Annotated in this window: 13 protein-coding genes; 10 read left to right on the top strand and 3 right to left on the bottom strand. The window is 75.4% G+C overall.

Going from position 1 to position 17,181, the window contains the following annotated elements; all coding sequences use genetic code 11:
- Positions 1-129: 129 nt before the first annotated feature.
- Genes mgrA through ACFT55_RS11620 form a run of 3 tightly spaced genes read left to right on the top strand, consistent with a single transcriptional unit; the run spans position 130 to position 2,770 of the window.
- Positions 130-1,191 carry an L-glyceraldehyde 3-phosphate reductase gene (gene mgrA / locus ACFT55_RS11630; RefSeq protein WP_380243990.1) on the top strand — a complete coding sequence of 354 codons (1,062 nt, stop codon included), beginning with the start codon at positions 130-132 and terminating at the stop codon, positions 1,189-1,191.
- A complete protein-coding gene (locus ACFT55_RS11625) occupies positions 1,191-2,108 on the top strand; it encodes a PfkB family carbohydrate kinase (protein ID WP_380243989.1) in 918 nt (305 codons plus the stop codon). The genes mgrA and ACFT55_RS11625 overlap by 1 nt, the downstream gene beginning before the upstream one ends.
- Positions 2,105-2,770 carry a nucleoside/nucleotide kinase family protein gene (locus tag ACFT55_RS11620; protein WP_380243988.1) on the top strand — a complete coding sequence of 222 codons (666 nt, stop codon included), beginning with the start codon at positions 2,105-2,107 and terminating at the stop codon, positions 2,768-2,770. Before ACFT55_RS11625 ends, ACFT55_RS11620 begins: the two co-directional genes overlap by 4 nt.
- An 11-nt stretch (positions 2,771-2,781) precedes the next feature.
- On the opposite strand, the gene ACFT55_RS11615 is transcribed toward ACFT55_RS11620, so the two are convergent.
- Both ACFT55_RS11615 and ACFT55_RS11610 read right to left on the bottom strand, forming a co-directional pair.
- Positions 2,782-3,852, bottom strand: a complete 1,071-nt coding sequence (locus tag ACFT55_RS11615; protein ID WP_380243987.1) for a hydroxyacid dehydrogenase — start codon at positions 3,850-3,852, stop codon at positions 2,782-2,784.
- Between the two features lie 91 nt (positions 3,853-3,943).
- Entirely contained in the window at positions 3,944-5,011 is a 1,068-nt protein-coding gene (locus ACFT55_RS11610; protein ID WP_380243986.1) for a substrate-binding domain-containing protein, read from the bottom strand.
- A gap of 114 nt (positions 5,012-5,125) precedes the next feature.
- Between ACFT55_RS11610 and ACFT55_RS11605 the strand changes: the two genes are divergently transcribed.
- Complete coding sequence (locus ACFT55_RS11605; RefSeq protein ID WP_380243985.1) at positions 5,126-7,201, top strand: DUF2264 domain-containing protein; 2,076 nt, start codon at positions 5,126-5,128, stop codon at positions 7,199-7,201.
- A 422-nt stretch (positions 7,202-7,623) separates the two neighbouring features.
- On the opposite strand, the gene ACFT55_RS11600 is transcribed toward ACFT55_RS11605, so the two are convergent.
- Positions 7,624-8,097, bottom strand: a complete 474-nt coding sequence (locus ACFT55_RS11600) for an Lrp/AsnC family transcriptional regulator (RefSeq protein WP_380243984.1) — start codon at positions 8,095-8,097, stop codon at positions 7,624-7,626.
- A 140-nt stretch (positions 8,098-8,237) separates the two neighbouring features.
- Between ACFT55_RS11600 and pdhA the strand changes: the two genes are divergently transcribed.
- Genes pdhA through ACFT55_RS11570 form a run of 6 tightly spaced genes read left to right on the top strand, consistent with a single transcriptional unit; the run spans position 8,238 to position 17,130 of the window.
- Positions 8,238-9,578, top strand: coding sequence for a pyruvate dehydrogenase (acetyl-transferring) E1 component subunit alpha (gene pdhA / locus ACFT55_RS11595; RefSeq protein ID WP_380243983.1), 1,341 nt, complete (start codon positions 8,238-8,240; stop codon positions 9,576-9,578).
- Positions 9,575-10,606 carry an alpha-ketoacid dehydrogenase subunit beta gene (locus tag ACFT55_RS11590; RefSeq protein ID WP_380243982.1) on the top strand — a complete coding sequence of 344 codons (1,032 nt, stop codon included), beginning with the start codon at positions 9,575-9,577 and terminating at the stop codon, positions 10,604-10,606. Before pdhA ends, ACFT55_RS11590 begins: the two co-directional genes overlap by 4 nt.
- Positions 10,606-12,048 (top strand): dihydrolipoamide acetyltransferase family protein, encoded by a 1,443-nt coding sequence (locus tag ACFT55_RS11585; protein ID WP_380243991.1) that lies wholly within the window; start codon positions 10,606-10,608, stop codon positions 12,046-12,048. Before ACFT55_RS11590 ends, ACFT55_RS11585 begins: the two co-directional genes overlap by 1 nt.
- The gene (locus tag ACFT55_RS11580; RefSeq protein WP_380243981.1) at positions 12,045-13,694 is read left to right on the top strand and encodes a carboxyl transferase domain-containing protein; all 1,650 of its coding nucleotides are present in this window, start codon (positions 12,045-12,047) and stop codon (positions 13,692-13,694) included. The genes ACFT55_RS11585 and ACFT55_RS11580 overlap by 4 nt, the downstream gene beginning before the upstream one ends.
- 5 nt (positions 13,695-13,699) lie before the next feature.
- Positions 13,700-15,931, top strand: coding sequence for a biotin carboxylase N-terminal domain-containing protein (locus ACFT55_RS11575; RefSeq protein ID WP_380243980.1), 2,232 nt, complete (start codon positions 13,700-13,702; stop codon positions 15,929-15,931).
- Positions 15,928-17,130 carry an acyl-CoA dehydrogenase family protein gene (locus ACFT55_RS11570; RefSeq protein WP_380243979.1) on the top strand — a complete coding sequence of 401 codons (1,203 nt, stop codon included), beginning with the start codon at positions 15,928-15,930 and terminating at the stop codon, positions 17,128-17,130. The genes ACFT55_RS11575 and ACFT55_RS11570 overlap by 4 nt, the downstream gene beginning before the upstream one ends.
- The last annotated feature ends 51 nt before the right edge of the window (positions 17,131-17,181 follow it).

Genomic DNA, 17,181 nt, shown 5'->3' with positions numbered 1-17,181 from the left:
CGCGAACGCCCCGGCCCCCCCCGCGGCCCCCGGACGTGTGGTGGGTACCAACGCGGTCAGAATCCGCCCGCGAATTCTGACCGCTTTCGTACCCACAGCGCAGGGGGTGGCGTGGGGGAGGATGGGGCCATGCCTCTCGCACCTCGGTACCTGGCCGACGACGCCCGCTACGAGTCGATGACCTACCGCCGCACCGGCCGCTCCGGCCTGGACCTCCCGGCCCTGTCGCTGGGTCTGTGGCACAACTTCGGCGACGTGAACCCGTTCGACACCCAGCGCGCCATCCTGCGCCGCGCGTTCGACCTGGGGATCACGCACTTCGACCTCGCCAACAACTACGGCCCTCCGTACGGCTCGGCGGAGGAGAACTTCGGCCGCCACCTGGCCAAGGACCTGGCGCCGTACCGCGACGAGCTCGTCATCTCCACCAAGGCGGGCTACGACATGTGGCCCGGCCCCTACGGCGACCACGGCTCGCGCAAGTACCTGCTCTCCTCGCTCGACCAGTCGCTGACCCGGATGGGCCTGGACCACGTCGACGTCTTCTACCACCACCGGCCCGACCCGTCGACGCCGCTCACGGAGACGATGGGTGCGCTCGCGTCGGCCGTGCAGCAGGGCAAGGCGACCTACGTCGGCGTGTCGAACTACTCGCCGTCGCGCACCCGGGAGGCCGCGCAGGTGCTCGCCGACCTCGGCGTGCCGCTGCTCATCCACCAGCCCAGCTACTCGATGTTCAACCGGCACGTCGAGATCGCGGACCGCGAGGACGCGTACGACGGCCGGCAGAGCGAGTCCCTGCTGGACGTGGTCGAGGACCTCGGCGTCGGCACGATCGTCTTCTCGCCCCTGTCGCAGGGCCTGCTCACCGGGCGGTACCTGGGCGGGTCGGCGCCGGAGGGCTCGCGCGCCGCGCGCAGCGACTCGCCGTTCCTGTCGTCGTCGAACCTCACCGAGACGTACCTGGGGCGGGCGCGGGCGCTGAACGCGATCGCGGAGGGTCGCGGGCAGACGCTCGCGCAGCTCGCCCTGTCGTGGGTGCTGCGCGACGACCGCGTGACGTCGGCGCTGATCGGTGCGTCCTCCGTCGCGCAGCTCGAGGACAACGTCGCGGCCCTGCGCGCGCCGGCGCTGACGGACGACGAGATCGCCGCGATCGAGCCGCACGCCGTCGACGGCACCGGTCGGTGATGGCGGTCTGCTGGTTCGTCGGGCTCACGACGCTCGACGTCGTGCACCGGGCGGCCTGCCGGCCGGGCGCGAACGAGAAGGTCACGGCGACGAGGCAGGACGTCGCGGCGGGCGGGCCGGCGGCCAACGCGGCGGTCACGGCCGCGGCGCTCGGTGCGCACGCCGTGCTGGTCAGCGCGCTGGGCGCCGGACCTGTCGCCCAGGCGGCGCGCGCGGACCTCGACGCCCGCGAGGTGCGGGTGCACGACGTCGCGGGCCCCGACGAGGAGTTCCCCCTCCCCGTCTCCTCCGTCCTCGTGGACGAGGCGACCGGGGACCGCTCCGTGGTCTCCGCCGACGCCGCCCTCGCCACCGCGCCCGCGCCGGCCCCTGACGCCCTCGCCGGGCTCCCCCGCCCCGACGTCGTGCTGTTCGACGGGCACCACCCCGCGCTCGCCCGGGCGGTGCTCGCGCACGTCGAAGGGCTGCGGCCCCGGCCGCTCGTGGTGGTCGACGGCGGCCGGTGGCGGCCGCTGTTCGCCGAGCTGCTGCCCGCGGCGGACGTCGCCGCGCTGAGCTCCGACTTCGCCGTCCCCGGCGCCGTCGTTCCTGCGGCCGACGACGCCGCGCACGGTGCCCTGCTGCTCGGGGCCCGCGCCGCGGTGGTCACGCGCGGCGGCGGCCCGGTCACGTGGTGCGTGCCCGGCGGCTCGGCCGCCCCTTCCCGGGGCGAGGTGCCGGTGCCCGCCGTGCCGGTGGCGGACACGCTCGGCGCGGGCGACGCGTTCCACGGCGCGCTGACCGTGGCGCTCGCGCGCGGGCTGGACCTGCCCGACGCCTGCGCCTTCGCGGTGCGCGTCGCGAGCACGCGGGTGCGGCACGTCGGGCCGCGGTCGTGGCTCGCGCACCTGCCCGCGTCGCCGGGGGAGGCCCGATGACGGCCGGGGAGCCCGGGGAGTCCGAGGCCTGGTCGGCGACGACCGCGGAGCTGGTCGCGCGCGCCCGGCGGCTGGCGGTGCCGGGGCAGCGGCGGATCCTCGGGCTCGTCGGCGCGCCTGGTGCCGGCAAGTCGACCCTCGCGCGGGCGCTCGTCGAGGAGCTCGGGCCGAGCCTGGCCGTCGAGGTCGGGATGGACGGCTACCACCTGTCGAACGCCGTCCTGGCCGACGTCGGCCGCGGTGACCGCAAGGGCGCGATCGACACGTTCGACGACGCCGGGTACGCCGCGCTGGTCGCCCGGCTCGCCTCGTCGCGGCCTGGCGACCCGCCCGTGTACGCGCCCGTCTTCCGCCGGGAGATCGAGGAGCCCGTCGCGGCGGGCGTGGCCGTCCCCGCCGACGTGCCGCTGGTCGTGACGGAGGGCAACTACCTGCTCGCGCCCACGGGCGCGTGGCCCGAGGCGCGCGCCCGCATGGCCGAGGTCTGGTTCCTCGAGGTCGGGGACGACGTCCGCCTCGGATGGCTGGAGGAGCGGCACCACGCGTTCGGCAAGACCCGCGACGACGCGCGCCGGTGGGCCCGCGGCTCCGACCAGGCCAACGCGGCGCTGGTCGCCGGCACGCGCGCCGCCGCGGACGTCGTCGTCCGCTGGACCGCCTGACGTCCTCAGGCTCAGGCGGTGCGGTGCAGCAGGGCACCGTCGACGGGTGCGGCGAACGGCTCCCCGCGCGTCCAGCGCGCCACCTCGTCCACGGCGAAGGCGCCCAGGCGGTGCAGCTCCAGGCCGACCGACCCGGCGACGTGCGGCGTGAGCAGCACGTTCGGGTGGTCGTACAGCGGGGAGTCGGCGGGCAGGACCTCGGGGGTTGTCACGTCGAGGACGGCGTGCAGGCGGCCCGCGACGACCGCCTCGGTGAGCGCCGCGGTGTCGACGAGGGCGCCGCGCGCGGTGTTCACCAGCGTGGCGCCGGGGCGCATCGTCGCCAGCCGTCGGGCGTCGATCAGGTGGTGCGTCTCGGGCAGGTCGGGGGCGTGCAGGGACACGACGTCGCTGGTCGCGACCAGGGTCTCCAGGTCGACGAGCCGCGCGCCGAGGGATGCCGCCGTGGCCTCGTCGGCGTACGGGTCGCTCAGCACCAGGTCGAGGTCGAACGGGGCGAGCAGCGCGAGCACGCGCCGACCGATCTTGGAGGCGCCGACCACGCCGACCGTGCGCCGGTAGTTGCCGGCGTCGGGGACGACGGCGTTCCAGTCCGCGGCGCGCCGCTCGGCGCGGTAGCGCGCCGCCACGGGCCAGATCCGCTTGTTGGCGAGCAGGATCGTCGCGACGGTGTACTCCGCCACGGGGATCGCGTTGGCGTCCGCGGCCGTGCTGACAGGGATGCCCGCGTCCCAGAACTCCGCGGGCAGGTGGTGCCGGACCGTCCCGGCACCGTGCACGACGGCGCGCAGCCGGGGGGCGTGCGCCAGGACGTCCCGCGTGACGGGCGGGCACCCCCAGCCGGTGAGGAGCACGTCCGTGCGGGCGAGCACGTCGCGGGCTGCGGGGGAGGTCAGGTCGTGCAGGACGTCGGGCTCGACGCGGGCGACGGTGGCCAGCCGGTCGAGGTCCTCGGCGGCGAACAGCCGCTCCCGCAGCCCGGGCTGCATCGCCAGGGTCACGGTGGGGAGCTCCGGCGGGGCGGACGTGGCTGACGTGGCTGAGCTGGCTGACGTGGTGGCGGTCGGGGTGCCGGGCTGCATGCGTCTCCTCCGGAGCGGGCTGACGCTCGTCATTGTGCGGGGCGCCGCACGACCGGGGTCAATCCTGACCGGTCATACCGATCAGAGTCGGTCACGGCGCTGCAGTGGAGGCGCGGACCACGAGCCGGGGCAGCAGCGTGACCTGCTGCGTCGCGGCCGCCGGCCCGAGCGACAGCCGGCGGACCGCGAGGTCGACCGCGGCCCGGCCGACGTCGTGCTTCGGCGGCGCGACGGCCGTCAGCGGCACGGGCGCGAGGGCGGCCATCTCGTCGTCGTAGGCGACGATCGAGAGGTCCTCGGGGACGCGCACGCCGTGGTCGGTCGCGAGGTCGAGCAGCGAGACGGCGTCCTCGTCGGCGTGGACGAGCAGGGCTTGCGTGCCCGTCTCGGCACAGCGGCGCAGGAGGTCGGCGAGCCGGCGGTCGCGCTCGGCGATGCCGTCGGCCTCGATCGCGAGCCCGACCGGGGGGAAGCCGGCGACGGCGGTCCCGCGCGTCCGGGTGGCCTCGCGAAACCCGTCGACCAGCCAGGACGACGTGGGCGTCGTCGGACGCACCGCGAGCCCGACGCGCTCGTGGCCCAGGTCTGCCAGGTGCTCGACGGCGAGCCTGGCGCCGGCGGCGTGGTCGGTGCGGACGTACTCGGCGTCGGGTCCGTCCGCGCGGCGCTCGACCAGCACCACGGGGACCCCGGCGGAGGCGAACCAGCGCGGGGGCTCGTCGTGCGGGGGCCGCGCCGTCGCGACGAGGAGCGCGTCGACCCCCGCCCGCAGCATCCGCTCGACGAGCCGTGCCTCCTCGGCGACGTCGTACCGGGAGACGGCGAGGACGAGGCGCATGCCGACCCGGGCCGCGGCCTCCTCCGCGCCCGCCACGACGCCCCGGTAGTAGTAGCGCGACGCGGGCAGGACCATTCCGAGGGTCGCGAGCGGACGCCGCGGACCGCCGCCCGCACCTGGGGCGGGGAGCGTGGCGCCGCCGTGCACGCGGGCGAGGTCGCCGGCGTCGACCAGGGCCGTGATGTCGCGCCGGACGGTGACCTCCGAGACCCCGAGGCGCCGCGCGAGCTCCGCGACCCTGACGAAGCCGCGCAGGCGGGCCTCGTTGCGGATCAGCTCGTGCCGGTGGGCCGCGAGGCCCGGGCCGCGTGCGTCGGTCATGGCGCGAGCCTACGAGGCCGCGATGTTCGGGTCTGCACGGATCTGCACGGACTCCTTGTCGCGGACGAGGGCGCCGGGTTGACTCGGGCAGACATCCGCGAGGAAGGGGACACGGTGGGCGCGACGGGCCGAGGTGCACAGGCGACGGTCGAGGGCAGGACGGGGCACGACCTTGCCCCGATCACCGGGTGGACGCGCGAGCGCTGGGCGGAGCTGGCGGACGGGATGCTGCTGGCGGTGCGCCCGTACGCGTCGGCGGGGCACGCGCGGGTCGTGCTGCCCGGTGCACCGGGCGGGCTCGGCACGGACGTGGACGCCCTGGAGGGGTTCGCGCGCACGTTCCTCGCGGCCGGCTTCCGGCTGGCCGGCGAGCGCGGCGACGACCCGCTCGACCTCGCCGGCTGGTACGCGGAGGGGCTGGCGGCGGGGACGGACCCCTCGTCGCCCGAGCGCTGGCTGCGTCCGGACGAGCACGGGCAGGCGAAGGTGGAGGCGGCGTCGATCGCGCTCGTGCTCGACCTCACGCGTCCGTGGTTGTGGGACCGGCTCGACCCGGGGGTGCAGGAACGGGTGGTCGACTATCTCGCCACCGTCGTGGGGGACGAGGACTACCCGGACAACAACTGGCTCTGGTTCCGGGTCGTCGTCGAGCAGTTCCTCCGGTCGGTGGGCGGGCCGTGGTCGCTCGAGGACATGGAGCGCGACCTCGCCCGCCACGAGGACTTCTGCCGTGCCGACGGCTGGTACTCGGACGGGCCGCGGCGGGCCTACGACCACTACGTCGGGTGGGCGATGCACCTGTACCCGGTGCTGTGGTCGCGCATGGCGGGGGCGCAGGACCTCGCGGCGCCGCGCACGGACGCATACGTCCGGCGCCTCGACCGGTTCCTGGCCGACGCCGTGCACCTCGTCGGGGCGGACGGCTCGCCGCTGCTGCAGGGTCGCAGCCTGGTCTACCGGTTCGCGGCGGCCGCGCCGTTCTGGGTGGGTGCGCTCGTGGAGGTGCCGAGCACCTCGCCGGGACTGCTGCGCCGGGCCGCGTCGGGCGTGGTGGGGCACTTCGCGCAGCACGGCGCCCCCGACGAGCGCGGGCTGCTCACGCTCGGCTGGCACCACGAGTGGCGTGCGATGGCGCAGTCGTACTCCGGTACCGGGTCTCCGTACTGGGCCAGCAAGGGGCTGCTCGGGCTGTCGCTGCCGGCCGACCACCCGGTGTGGGCGGCGGCCGAGGAGCCGTTGCCGGTGGAGTGCGGGGACACACTCCTGGTGGCCGGCGCCCCCGGGTGGGCGGTGGCGGGCACGCAGGACGACGGCGTGGTGCGCGTCTACAACCACGGCACGGACCATGCCTTCGAGGGCGACGAGACGGGCGACTCGCCGTTGTACGCGCGTCTGGGCTACTCGACGGCGACGTCGCCGCTCCTGGACGACGCGGGGTGGTCCGACCCGTTGGACCAGTCCGTCGTCCTCCTCGACGCCGAGGGCCGGGCGACGCACCGCACGGGCTTCCGCACGCTCGAGGTGCGCCTCGACTCGGCGGCGGACACGACGGGCGACACGGCGGCGGACACGGAGGCGGACACGGAGGGAGAGGGCACGGGCACCGCGGTGCTGGCGTCGCGCGCGCACGCGCACTGGCTCGACGAGGACCCCGTCGCGTTCACCGCCGGCTCCGGGCGGGCCGGGCGTGCGCGGGCGGCAGGGACCGTCACGACCGTGAGCGTCGTGCGGGGCGCGTGGGAGGTGCGGCTGGCACGCGTGGAGGAGGTGTCGCCGGGCGCCGTCGCGCTGCGGGTCGGGGGCTGGCCCGTCACCGGCGAGGCGACGAGCCGCGCGGGCCAGCACGCCGTCCGGGCGGGGACGACGACGTCGACCCTGCGGCCCGTCCCACGCTCCGGCTCCCCGGCGGGCGACGGCGAGGTGGACGTGCGGACCGGCGTGGCGACCACGGACGACGGCACACCGCTCGGCCCGCGCACCGCGACCCCGTGGGTGACCGTGACGCCCGTCCCCGTCGGCGAGTGGTGCGCCGTCGTCGTCGGGCTGCACGGTTCCGGTGCGCAGGAGGGCACACCTCCGCTGGTCGAGGTCGACGTCGAGGTCGAGGTCGAGGTCGCGGACGGCGGGCGGGAGGTCCTCGTGCGCTGGGCCGACGGGGTGCGCACCCGCGCGGAGCTCCCCGCACCCTGATCGCACGGGGCGCCCTCTGCGTGGGCCCCTCTGGGTGGGCCCTGCTGAGGACCTTGCCCGTCGTCCGGCTGGTGCGACTTCGCGGGCGTGCGGTGTCGGGTCGCGTGGTCGGGTCGCGTGGCCCGACGCGCGCCCGCGGGCGTGTCGTCGCTCCGCAGGCGTTGTTGTTTCGTGCTCTGTCGCCGTACCCCGAGCCCCGCCTCCCGAGCGCGCGTGCCTCCCGCTGGACCGGAATCTCCGTCCGACGCGTACCGCGTGTTCCCGGACGGGCAGGGTTCCCGCTCTGCCGAGGGGACGCAGAACGAGGATGTCCTAGGGCCGACGGCGCGCGGGGCGACACGCGGGACGACGCGCGGGACGACGCGCAGGGTGACACGCCGGGGACGACCCGCGACACCGCCGTCGGCGCCCCGGGTGCGCGGTCAGAGCGCCTTGCGGGCCTCGTCGACGAGGGGCTGGATCCGGTAGGGGATGAGCTCGCCCATGGACAGCGACGTCTCGGTGCGCTCGACGCCGTCCACGGCGAGGATCGCGGCGTCGATGCGGAAGAGGTGGTCGGTGTCGCGGCACACCACCTGCACGCGCAGGTCGGCGGTGCCGCTGCGCCCGAAGGCCTGCACGACCTCGGGGATGCGCGCGAGCGCGTCGACGATGCGGCCCAGCTCCTTCTGGCGCACCTCGACCTCGAGGAACGCGGTGAGGGGGTGGCCGAGGAACTGGGGGTTCACCCGGCGGTCGAAGCTCAGGAACGCGCCCGACTCCTCCAGGCGCGCGAGCCGCGCGTGCACCGTGTTCCGCGAGAGGCGCAGGCGTTCTGCGAGCGCGGCGATCGTGGCCCTCGGGTCCTCGGCGAGGGCCGTCAGAAGGCTCAGGTCCACGGCGTCGTAGCTGCGCACAACGTCCACCCTAACGGCGGTCGGCTGAGCACTCTGCACAGCGTGCGGCGAGGTGCTGGTCGCACCCTGTGAGCGGCGTTACGTTCGCGGTATCCGGCGCTCGACGAGGAGCAACCGGCGACACACGAGGTGAGGCGACGATGCCCAGCACCATGGGTTCGACGTCCCGCGACGACCTGTCACGAGCGGGTGGAGCGCGGACGGAGACGGCGTCCGGAACGACGGACGGAACGACGGACGGAACGACGGACAGCACGGCCAGCACGGCCAGCACGGACAGCACGACAGCAGCGAGGACGGACGACGGTGCGAACGGCACGGTCCGGCTGCTGGACGAGAAGGGCGTGCGGCACCCCGACCCGGCGCTCGACCGCTGGCTGACAGACGTCGACGCGGGCACGGACGAGTCCCGCGCGACGCTCCTGGCGCTGTACGAGGAGATGGTCGTGGCCCGGCGCATCGACGCCGAGGCGACCGCGCTGCAGCGGCAGGGCGAGCTGGCGCTGTGGCCACCGCTGCAGGGCCAGGAAGCCGCCCAGGTGGGGTCGGCGGCGGCGCTGCGCAGCGACGACTTCGTGTTCTCCAGCTATCGCGAGCATGCCGTGGCCCGCAAGCGCGGGGTCTCCCCGGTGGACCTGCTGCGCGTGTGGCGCGGGGTCACGGCGTCCGGCTGGGACCCGTACGCCGTGAACATGGCGACGCCGCAGGTCATCATCGGCGCGCAGGCCCTGCACGGCGTGGGCTACGCGCTGGGGATCCAGGCCGACGTCGAGCGCGGCGTCGTCGTGCCGGACGCGGACGGCACCGCCGCCGTCGTCGCCTACGTCGGGGACGGCGCGATGAGCCAGGGCGACGTCAACGAGGCGTTCGTCTTCGCGGCCACCTGGCAGGTGCCGCTCGTGCTGTTCTGCCAGAACAACCAGTGGGCGATCTCCGAGCCCGTCACGCTCCAGTCGGCGGTGCCGCTCGTGCAGCGCGCGTCGGGCTTCGGCGTCCCCGGGGTCCGGGTGGACGGCAACGACGTGCTCGCCGTCCTGGCCGTCACCCGGGAGGCGCTGCACCGTGCGCGCACCGGCGGCGGCCCCACCTTCGTGGAGGCGGTGACCTACCGCATGGGCCCGCACACCACGGCGGACGACCCCACGCGCTACCGCGACCCGTCCGAGCTGGACGCCTGGGCCGAGCGCGACCCGATCGCGCGGCTCGCCGCCTACCTGCGCGCCGACGGCCTGCTCACCGACGACGACGAAGCGCGGGTGCGGGCAGCGGCCGACGCGGTCGCCGCCGAGCTGCGGACCGGCGTCGCCGCCATCGAGGACCCGCTCCCGCTCAGCGTCTTCGACCACGTGTACGCCGAGCCCCACCCCACGGTCGCCGCCGAGCGTGCCGAGCACGCGGCCTACCTGGCCGGGTTCGCCGACCCGACGGAGAACGGGACGCACGTGACGGGCACCAGCAACGGACAGGGGGCCGACCGATGACCACCCAGACGCTCACCCTCGCCAAGGCGCTGGGCGCCGGGCTGCGCCGGGCGATGACGGACGACCCGTCCGTGCTGGTCCTCGGCGAGGACATCGGCCGCCTGGGCGGCGTGTACCGCGTCACCGACGGGCTGCAGGCCGAGTTCGGGCCGCGCCGCGTGGTGGACACGCCCCTGGCCGAGTCCGGCATCCTCGGCACCGCCGTCGGCCTCGCGTACCGCGGGTACCGCCCGGTCGTGGAGATCCAGTTCGACGGCTTCGTCTACGTGGCGTTCGACCAGATCGTCAGCCAGCTGGCCAAGATGCACGCGCGCACGAACGGAGCGGTGAAGCTGCCCGTGACCATCCGCATCCCCGTGGCCGGCGGCATCGGCGCCGCCGAGCACCACTCCGAGTCGCCCGAGGCGTACTTCGTGCACACCGCCGGGTTGCGCGTCGTCTCCGTGTCGAACCCGCAGGACGCCGCGACGGTGCTGCGGCAGGCGATCGCGTGCGACGACCCGGTGGTGTTCTTCGAACCGAAGCGGCGCTACCACGTCAAGGGCGAGGTCGACGCGGACCTGCCGCTCGACGACGCCGCACCGATGGGCGCCGCGCGCGTCGTGGCCCACGGCGACGACGTGACGCTGGTGACGTTCGGCTCGCACGTCGCGACCGCCCTGGACGCCGCCGTCGCCGCGTCCGACGAAGGTGTCTCCGTCGAGGTGATCGACCTGCGCTCGCTCTCCCCGATCGACCACGACACGATCGCCGCCTCCGTGCGGCGCACCGGTCGGCTCGTCGTGCTGCACGAAGGGCCGCGGCAGGCCGGCGTCGGCGCCGAGATCGCGACCGCCGTCACCGAGCGCTGCTTCGACTACCTCGAGGCGCCGCCCGTGCGTGTCACCGGCTACGACATCCCCTACCCGCCGGCAAAGCTCGAGGGCAACCAGGTGCCCGACCTCGACCGCGTGCTCGTCGGCGTGGACCGGGTGCTGGGGCGCGTCCCTGCGGCCGGCCCGACCGCAGGCGTGGAGGTGGGAGCGTGATGGCGACCCGCGAGTTCCGGCTGCCCGACCTGGGCGAGGGGCTGACCGAGTCCGAGGTGGTCGAGTGGCGCGTCGCCGTGGGTGACGCCGTCGAGCTCAACCAGGTGATCGCCGAGGTGGAGACCGCCAAGGCGCTGGTGGAGCTGCCGTCCCCGTGCGCCGGCGTCGTGCGGGCGCTGCACGCCGAGGAGGGCGAGACCGTCGAGGTCGGCGAGCCGCTCATCACCTTCGACCTGGCCGACGGCGCCCCCGCCCCCGAGCTGTCAGAACCACGTGACGCTCAGCCGGTACCTGGTTCTGACAACTCCCGCGCCCCAGAGGTGTCAGCACCACGTGACGGTATGGCGGCACCTGGGTCTGACAGCTCGGGGGACGCGCCGGAGCCGAACCTCGTCGGGTACGGCGCGCGGCCCGAACGCACGGGACGCCCAGCGCGACGACGACGCCGCGACGTGCCGACCGACCGCGCTGCCGCTCCCGCTGCCGCCCCCGCTGGCTCTGCCGCGCCGGACCGGGGGGAACGGCCCCGGTCGACGCCGGTGGTGCGGGCGCTCGCGCGCCAGCGCGGCATCGACCTCACGACCGTCGTCGGCAGCGGCCCGCACGGGCGCATCACGCGGGACGACGTCGAGGCGGCGACCGGCTCGACGTCCGGCTCAGCGTCCGGCTCAGCGTCCACGTCGGCGCCCGCGCCCGCGCCGCGCCCGACGACCGGCGAGACGCGCACCCCGGTGCGCGGCGTGCGCAAGCACACCGCCGCGGCGATGGTCGCGAGCGCCGCAGCCCCGCAGGCGTCGGTGTTCCTCACGGTGGACGTGACCGCCAGCATGGAGCTGCTCGCCCGGCTCAAGACGCATCCGATGGCGGGCCGGCAGCGGATCACGGTGCTCGCGCTGGTGGCGCGCGCCGTGTGCGCGCTGCTGCCCGCGCACCCGTCGCTCACGAGCCGCTGGGTGGACCTGCCCGGCGGCGAGGCCGAGATCGTGCGCCCCGCGCACGTGAACCTGGGCATCGCCGTGGCCACCGACCGCGGGCTCGTGGTGCCGCACGTCCCGGCCGCCGACACCCTGTCGCTCCCGGCCCTCGCCACCGCGCTGACCGACCTCACGGCGACGGCGCGCGCCGGCCGCACCACGCCCGAGCGGCTCGTGCACGGCACCCTGACGATCACCAACATCGGCGTCTTCGGCGTCGACTCCGGCACGCCGATCCTCAACCCGGGGGAGCCGGCGATCCTCGGCCTGGGCCAGGTCGCACGCCGCCCCTGGGAGCACGACGGCGAGATCGCGCTGCGGCAGGTGACGACGCTCAGCCTGACGTTCGACCACCGCGTGGTGGACGGCGAGCAGGGCGCGCGCTTCCTCGCCGAGCTGGGCGCCGTGCTCGCCGACCCGGGGCTCGCGCTGCTCCTGCCGGGTGCCGAAGGAGGGGAGCGCGCATGACCGTCCTCAGCTCCGCCGTCGACCCTCGTGCCGAAGCCGCCCGCACCAACGACGCGGCCCAGCGGGCGCTCGCGGACCGCCTGCGCGAGCGCACGGCCGTGGCCGCGCTCGGCGGGACCGAGCGGGCGCGCGACCAGCACACGTCGCGCGGCAAGCTGCTGCCCCGCGACCGCGTGGCCCGGCTGCTCGACGAGGGGAGCCCGTTCCTCGAGGTCGCGCCGCTCGCCGCGTACGGGGTGGACGCCGGCCCGGACGAGGTCGGCGCATGGCCGGGCGCGGGCGTCATCGCCGGCGTGGGGCTGGTGAGCGGGCGGCAGGTGATGGTGGTGTGCAACGACGCGACCGTCAAGGGCGGCACCTACCACCCGCTCACCGTGAAGAAGCACCTGCGCGCGCAGGAGATCGCGCTGGAGAACCGGCTGCCCTGCGTCTATCTCGTGGACTCGGGCGGCGCGTTCCTGCCGCGGCAGGACGAGGTGTTCCCGGACCGCGACCACTTCGGGCGGATCTTCTACCACCAGGCGAAGCTGTCGGCGGCCCGCGTGCCGCAGATCTCGGCGGTGCTCGGATCCTGCACGGCCGGCGGCGCGTACGTGCCCGCGATGAGCGACGAGACCGTCATCGTGCGCGGTCAGGGCACGATCTTCCTCGGCGGTCCGCCGCTGGTGAAGGCGGCCATCGGCGAGGACGTCACCGCCGAGGAGCTCGGCGGCGGGGAGCTGCACGCGCGGCGGTCCGGCGTCGTCGACCACCTCGCCGACGACGACGAGCACGCCCTCGACCTCGTGCGCGACATCGTCGCCACGCTGCCGCCCGACCCGGAACCCGCGTGGGACGTCGCGCCCTCCCGGGAACCCGTCGTCGACCCGGAGGGCCTGTACGCCGCCGTGCCGGTCGACGTGCAGCAGCAGTACGACCCGCGCGAGGTCATCGCGAGGATCGTCGACGGCAGCGAGCTGCACGAGTTCAAGCCGGAGTACGGCACCACGCTCGTCACCGGCTTCGCGCGGGTCCACGGTCATCCGGTCGGGGTGCTGGCCAACGCGGGCGTGCTGTTCCGCGAGTCGGCGCTCAAGGGTGCGCACTTCGTCGAGCTGTGCGACCAGCGCGGCATCCCGCTGCTGTTCCTGCAGAACATCTCCGGGTTCATGGTCGGCCGTGACGCGGAGGCGGGCGGGATCGCGAAGGACGGCGCGAAGATGGTCACCGCCGTCGCGACCACGCGGGTGCCGAAGCTGACCGTCATCGTGGGCGGCTCGTTCGGCGCGGGGAACTACGCGATGTGCGGGCGGGCGTACTCGCCGCGCTTCCTGTGGTCGTGGCCCGGGTCGCGGATCTCCGTGATGGGCGGCGCCCAGGCGTCGTCGGTGCTCGCCACGGTGAAGCGCGACCAGCTCGCGCGGCGTGGCGAGCAGTGGGACGCGGGCGAGGAGGAGGCGTTCCGCGCGGAGATCCGCGACGGATACGAGACGGCGGGCGACCCGTACCACGCGACGTCGCGCCTGTGGGACGACGGCATCGTGGACCCGCCCGACACCCGGCGCGTGCTCGGCCTGGCCCTGGCGGTGTGCGCCCGCACGCCGCTGCCCGGTTCGCCGTCGTCCGCCACCGACCCCGAGCCCCGCTTCGGGCTCTTCCGGATGTGAGCGGCATGAGCGGCATGGCTACCGTCGCCACGGTCCCGGGTACCCGAGAGCTCACCACCGTCCTCGTCGCCAACCGGGGCGAGATCGCGTGCCGCGTGCTGGGCACGCTGCGCCGGCTCGGCGTCCGGTCCGTCGCCGTGTACTCCGACGCGGACGCGGACGCCCGGCACGTGCACGAGGCGGACGTCGCCGTGCGCATCGGCCCCGCCCCGGCGGCGCAGAGCTACCTGGACGTGGAGGCCGTGGTCGCCGCCGCCGTCGCGACCGGCGCCGACGCGATCCACCCCGGGTACGGTTTCCTGTCCGAGAACCCCGCCCTGGCGCGGGCGTGCGAGCGGGCCGGGATCGTCTTCGTCGGCCCGTCCGTCACCGCGCTGGAGACGATGGCGGACAAGGCGGCCGCGAAGCGGCTCGTCGCCGCGCACGGCGTGCCGGTGCTGCCCGGCACCGTCGAGGACGGGCTCGACGACGCGGCGCTCGTCGCGGCGGCCGGCGACGTCGGGTTCCCGCTGCTGGTCAAGCCCGTGGCGGGCGGCGGCGGCAAGGGCATGGAGGTGGTGCGCGCGGCGGACGACCTGCCGGGCGCGCTCGCCTCGGCGCGGCGCGTGGCGGCGTCGTCGTTCGGTGACGACGGGCTGCTGCTGGAGCGCCTCGTGGAGCGGCCGCGACACATCGAGGTGCAGGTGCTCGCCGACACCCACGGCGCGGTCGTGCACCTGGGCGAGCGAGAGTGCACGCTGCAGCGCCGCCACCAGAAGGTCGTCGAGGAGGCGCCGTCGCCCGTCGTCGACGACGCGACGCGGGCCCGCCTGGGCGAGGCCGCGTGCGCCGTGGCGCGGTCGGTCGGGTACGTCGGCGCCGGGACGGTGGAGTTCCTCGTGCCCGGCGACGACCCCGGCGCGTTCTGGTTCATCGAGATGAACACCCGCCTCCAGGTGGAGCACCCGGTCACGGAGCTGGTGACCGGGCTCGACCTCGTCGAGCTGCAGCTGCGCGTCGCGGCGGGGGAGCCGCTCGGGCTGACGCAGGACGACGTCACGCTGCGCGGGCACGCCGTCGAGGCCCGCCTGTACGCCGAGTCGCCGGCGCGCGGGTTCCTGCCCGCGGCGGGGCGTGTGCTGCGCTACGACGACGCCGGCGTCGCCGCGGGACCGGGGGCCGCGCCGCGGCGCCTCGACAGCGGGCTGCGCGCCGGCGCCGAGGTGACGGGCGACTACGACCCGATGCTGGCGAAGGCGGTCGCCTGGGCGCCCACGCGGGCCGAGGCGCTCGCCCGGCTGGACGGCCTCCTCGGCGACGTCGTCGTGCTGGGCGTGGAGACCAACGCCGGCTTCCTGCGCGACCTCCTCGCCCATGACGACGTCCGTGCCGGCCGCCTCGACACAGGGCTCATCGACCGGTTCGTCGCGCAGGGGCCGCAGCCGTCGTCCGACGACGAGGCGGCGCTCGTCGCGGCGGCGCTGCTCGTCGTCGTGCGCGACGACGCGCCCTCCGGGCCGTGGGCCGACGTCGACGGCTGGCGGCTCAACGCGCCGGCGGCGCCACGCCGGGTGGTGCTCGTCGACGCGACGGGCGAGGAGCACGCCGTCGCGGTCACCGGAACGCCGACCGCCGCCGTCGTGCAGGTCGCCGACGGCGAGCCCGTCCGCGCGTCGCTGCGCCCCGCCGGCGACGGCCGCCACCTGCTCACCGTCGACGGCCGCACCCGGACCGTTGTGGGTACGGAAACGGTCAGAATTCCGGCCGGAATTCCCGCCGATTCCGTACCCACAGCACCGCGGGTGTGGGTGCACGTCGACGGGCGCACGTCGTCGTACGCGGTGCCCGACCGGGCCGCACGGGCCGCACGGCGGCGCGCCGACCGGGCCGTGGCGGACGACGGGGCCGGGCACGACGGCGCAGGGCCCGGCGGTACGCGCACCCCCGTGCGCGTCGCGATGCCCGGCACCGTGTCCGCCGTCCCCGTCGCGGACGGCGACGTGGTCGCGGCGGGCCAGCCGGTCGTCGTGGTCGAGGCGATGAAGATGGAGCACCCGCTGCTCGCGCCCGTCCCCGGCGTCGTCCGCGTCGACGTGCGCGCGGGCGACCAGGTGCGCCTGGACCAGGTCGTCGCCGTCGTCGAACCTGTCGAACCTGTCGAACCCGTCGAACCTGTCGAACCACCCGCAGACCCCGCTCCCGTGCCGGCAGACCCCGCCGTCGCGGCAGCACACTCCGACACCCGAGGAGCGTCATGATCAGCGAGACCCAGTCCACCGTGCTCACCGACGAGCAGCGGAAGCTCAGCGCCGTCGTGCGCGAGTTCGCGGACGAGGTGGTGGCGCCGGCCGCCTACACGTACGACACGGAGCGGCGCCTGCCGGTGGAGATCATCGCCCAGATGGGCGAGCTCGGGCTGTTCGGGCTGCCGTTCCCGGTGGACGTCGGCGGGCAGGGCAAGGACTACGTGTCGCTGTGCCTCGCCGTCGAGGCTCTCGCCCGGGTGGACCAGTCGATCGCGGTGACGCTCGAGGCGGGGGTCGGGCTGGGGATGATGCCGATCTTCCGGCACGGCACCGAGGCGCAGAAGCAGCGCTGGCTGCCGGACCTGGTCTCCGGCCGGGCGCTCGCCGCCTTCGGGCTCACGGAGGCGGGCGCCGGGTCCGACGCCGGCGCCACGCGCACCACGGCGCGGCTGGAGGAGGGCGCCGGCCCGGACGGCGCGGGCGAGTGGGTGATCGACGGCTCCAAGCAGTTCATCACCAACTCGGGCACGCCGATCACCAGCGTCATCACCGTCACCGCGGTCACCGGGAGGCGGACGGCGGAGGACGGCAGGGAGCACCCGGAGCTGTCGTCGTTCCTGGTCCCGGCGGGCACCCCGGGCCTGGTCGTCGGGCCCAGCTACGACAAGGTGGGCTGGCATACCTCGGACACCCACCCGCTGACGCTCGACGGCGTGCGCGTCCCGGCCGCGAACCTGCTCGGCGACCGCGGCCGCGGGTACGCCAACTTCCTGCGCGCGCTCGACGAGGGCCGGATCGCCTTCGCCGCGCTGGCCACCGGCGCCGCGCAGGGCTGCCTGGAGGAGGCGCTGCGCTACGCGCGCGAGCGGTCCGTCTTCGGGCACGCCATCGGCAGCAACCAGCACATCGCGTTCACGCTGGCGCGCATGCAGGCGCGCGTGCACTCGGCGCGGCTGTGCTGGCTCGACGCCGCGCTCAAGCAGGTGCACGGCAAGCCGTTCAAGGCGGAGGCGTCGGTGGCGAAGCTGGTCGGCGGCGAGGCGGCGATGGCCAACGCCCGCGACGCCACGCAGATCTTCGGCGGTTACGGCTTCCTCAACGAGAACCCGGTCGCGCGGCACTACCGGGACTCCAAGGTGCTCGAGGTGGGCGAGGGCACCACCGAGGTGCAGCTCATGGTGATCGCCCGGGACCTCGGGCTCGCGTCGTGAACCGGCCCGTCGCCGAACAGGTGGTTGCGCACGTTCTGACGCGTCAGAACG

Source organism: Isoptericola sp. NPDC057191 (assembly GCF_042670225.1).
Taxonomy (GTDB): domain Bacteria; phylum Actinomycetota; class Actinomycetes; order Actinomycetales; family Cellulomonadaceae; genus Isoptericola.
The sequence above is the reverse complement of the archived record's forward strand: the minus strand, read 5'-3'. Positions and strand labels throughout refer to the sequence as shown.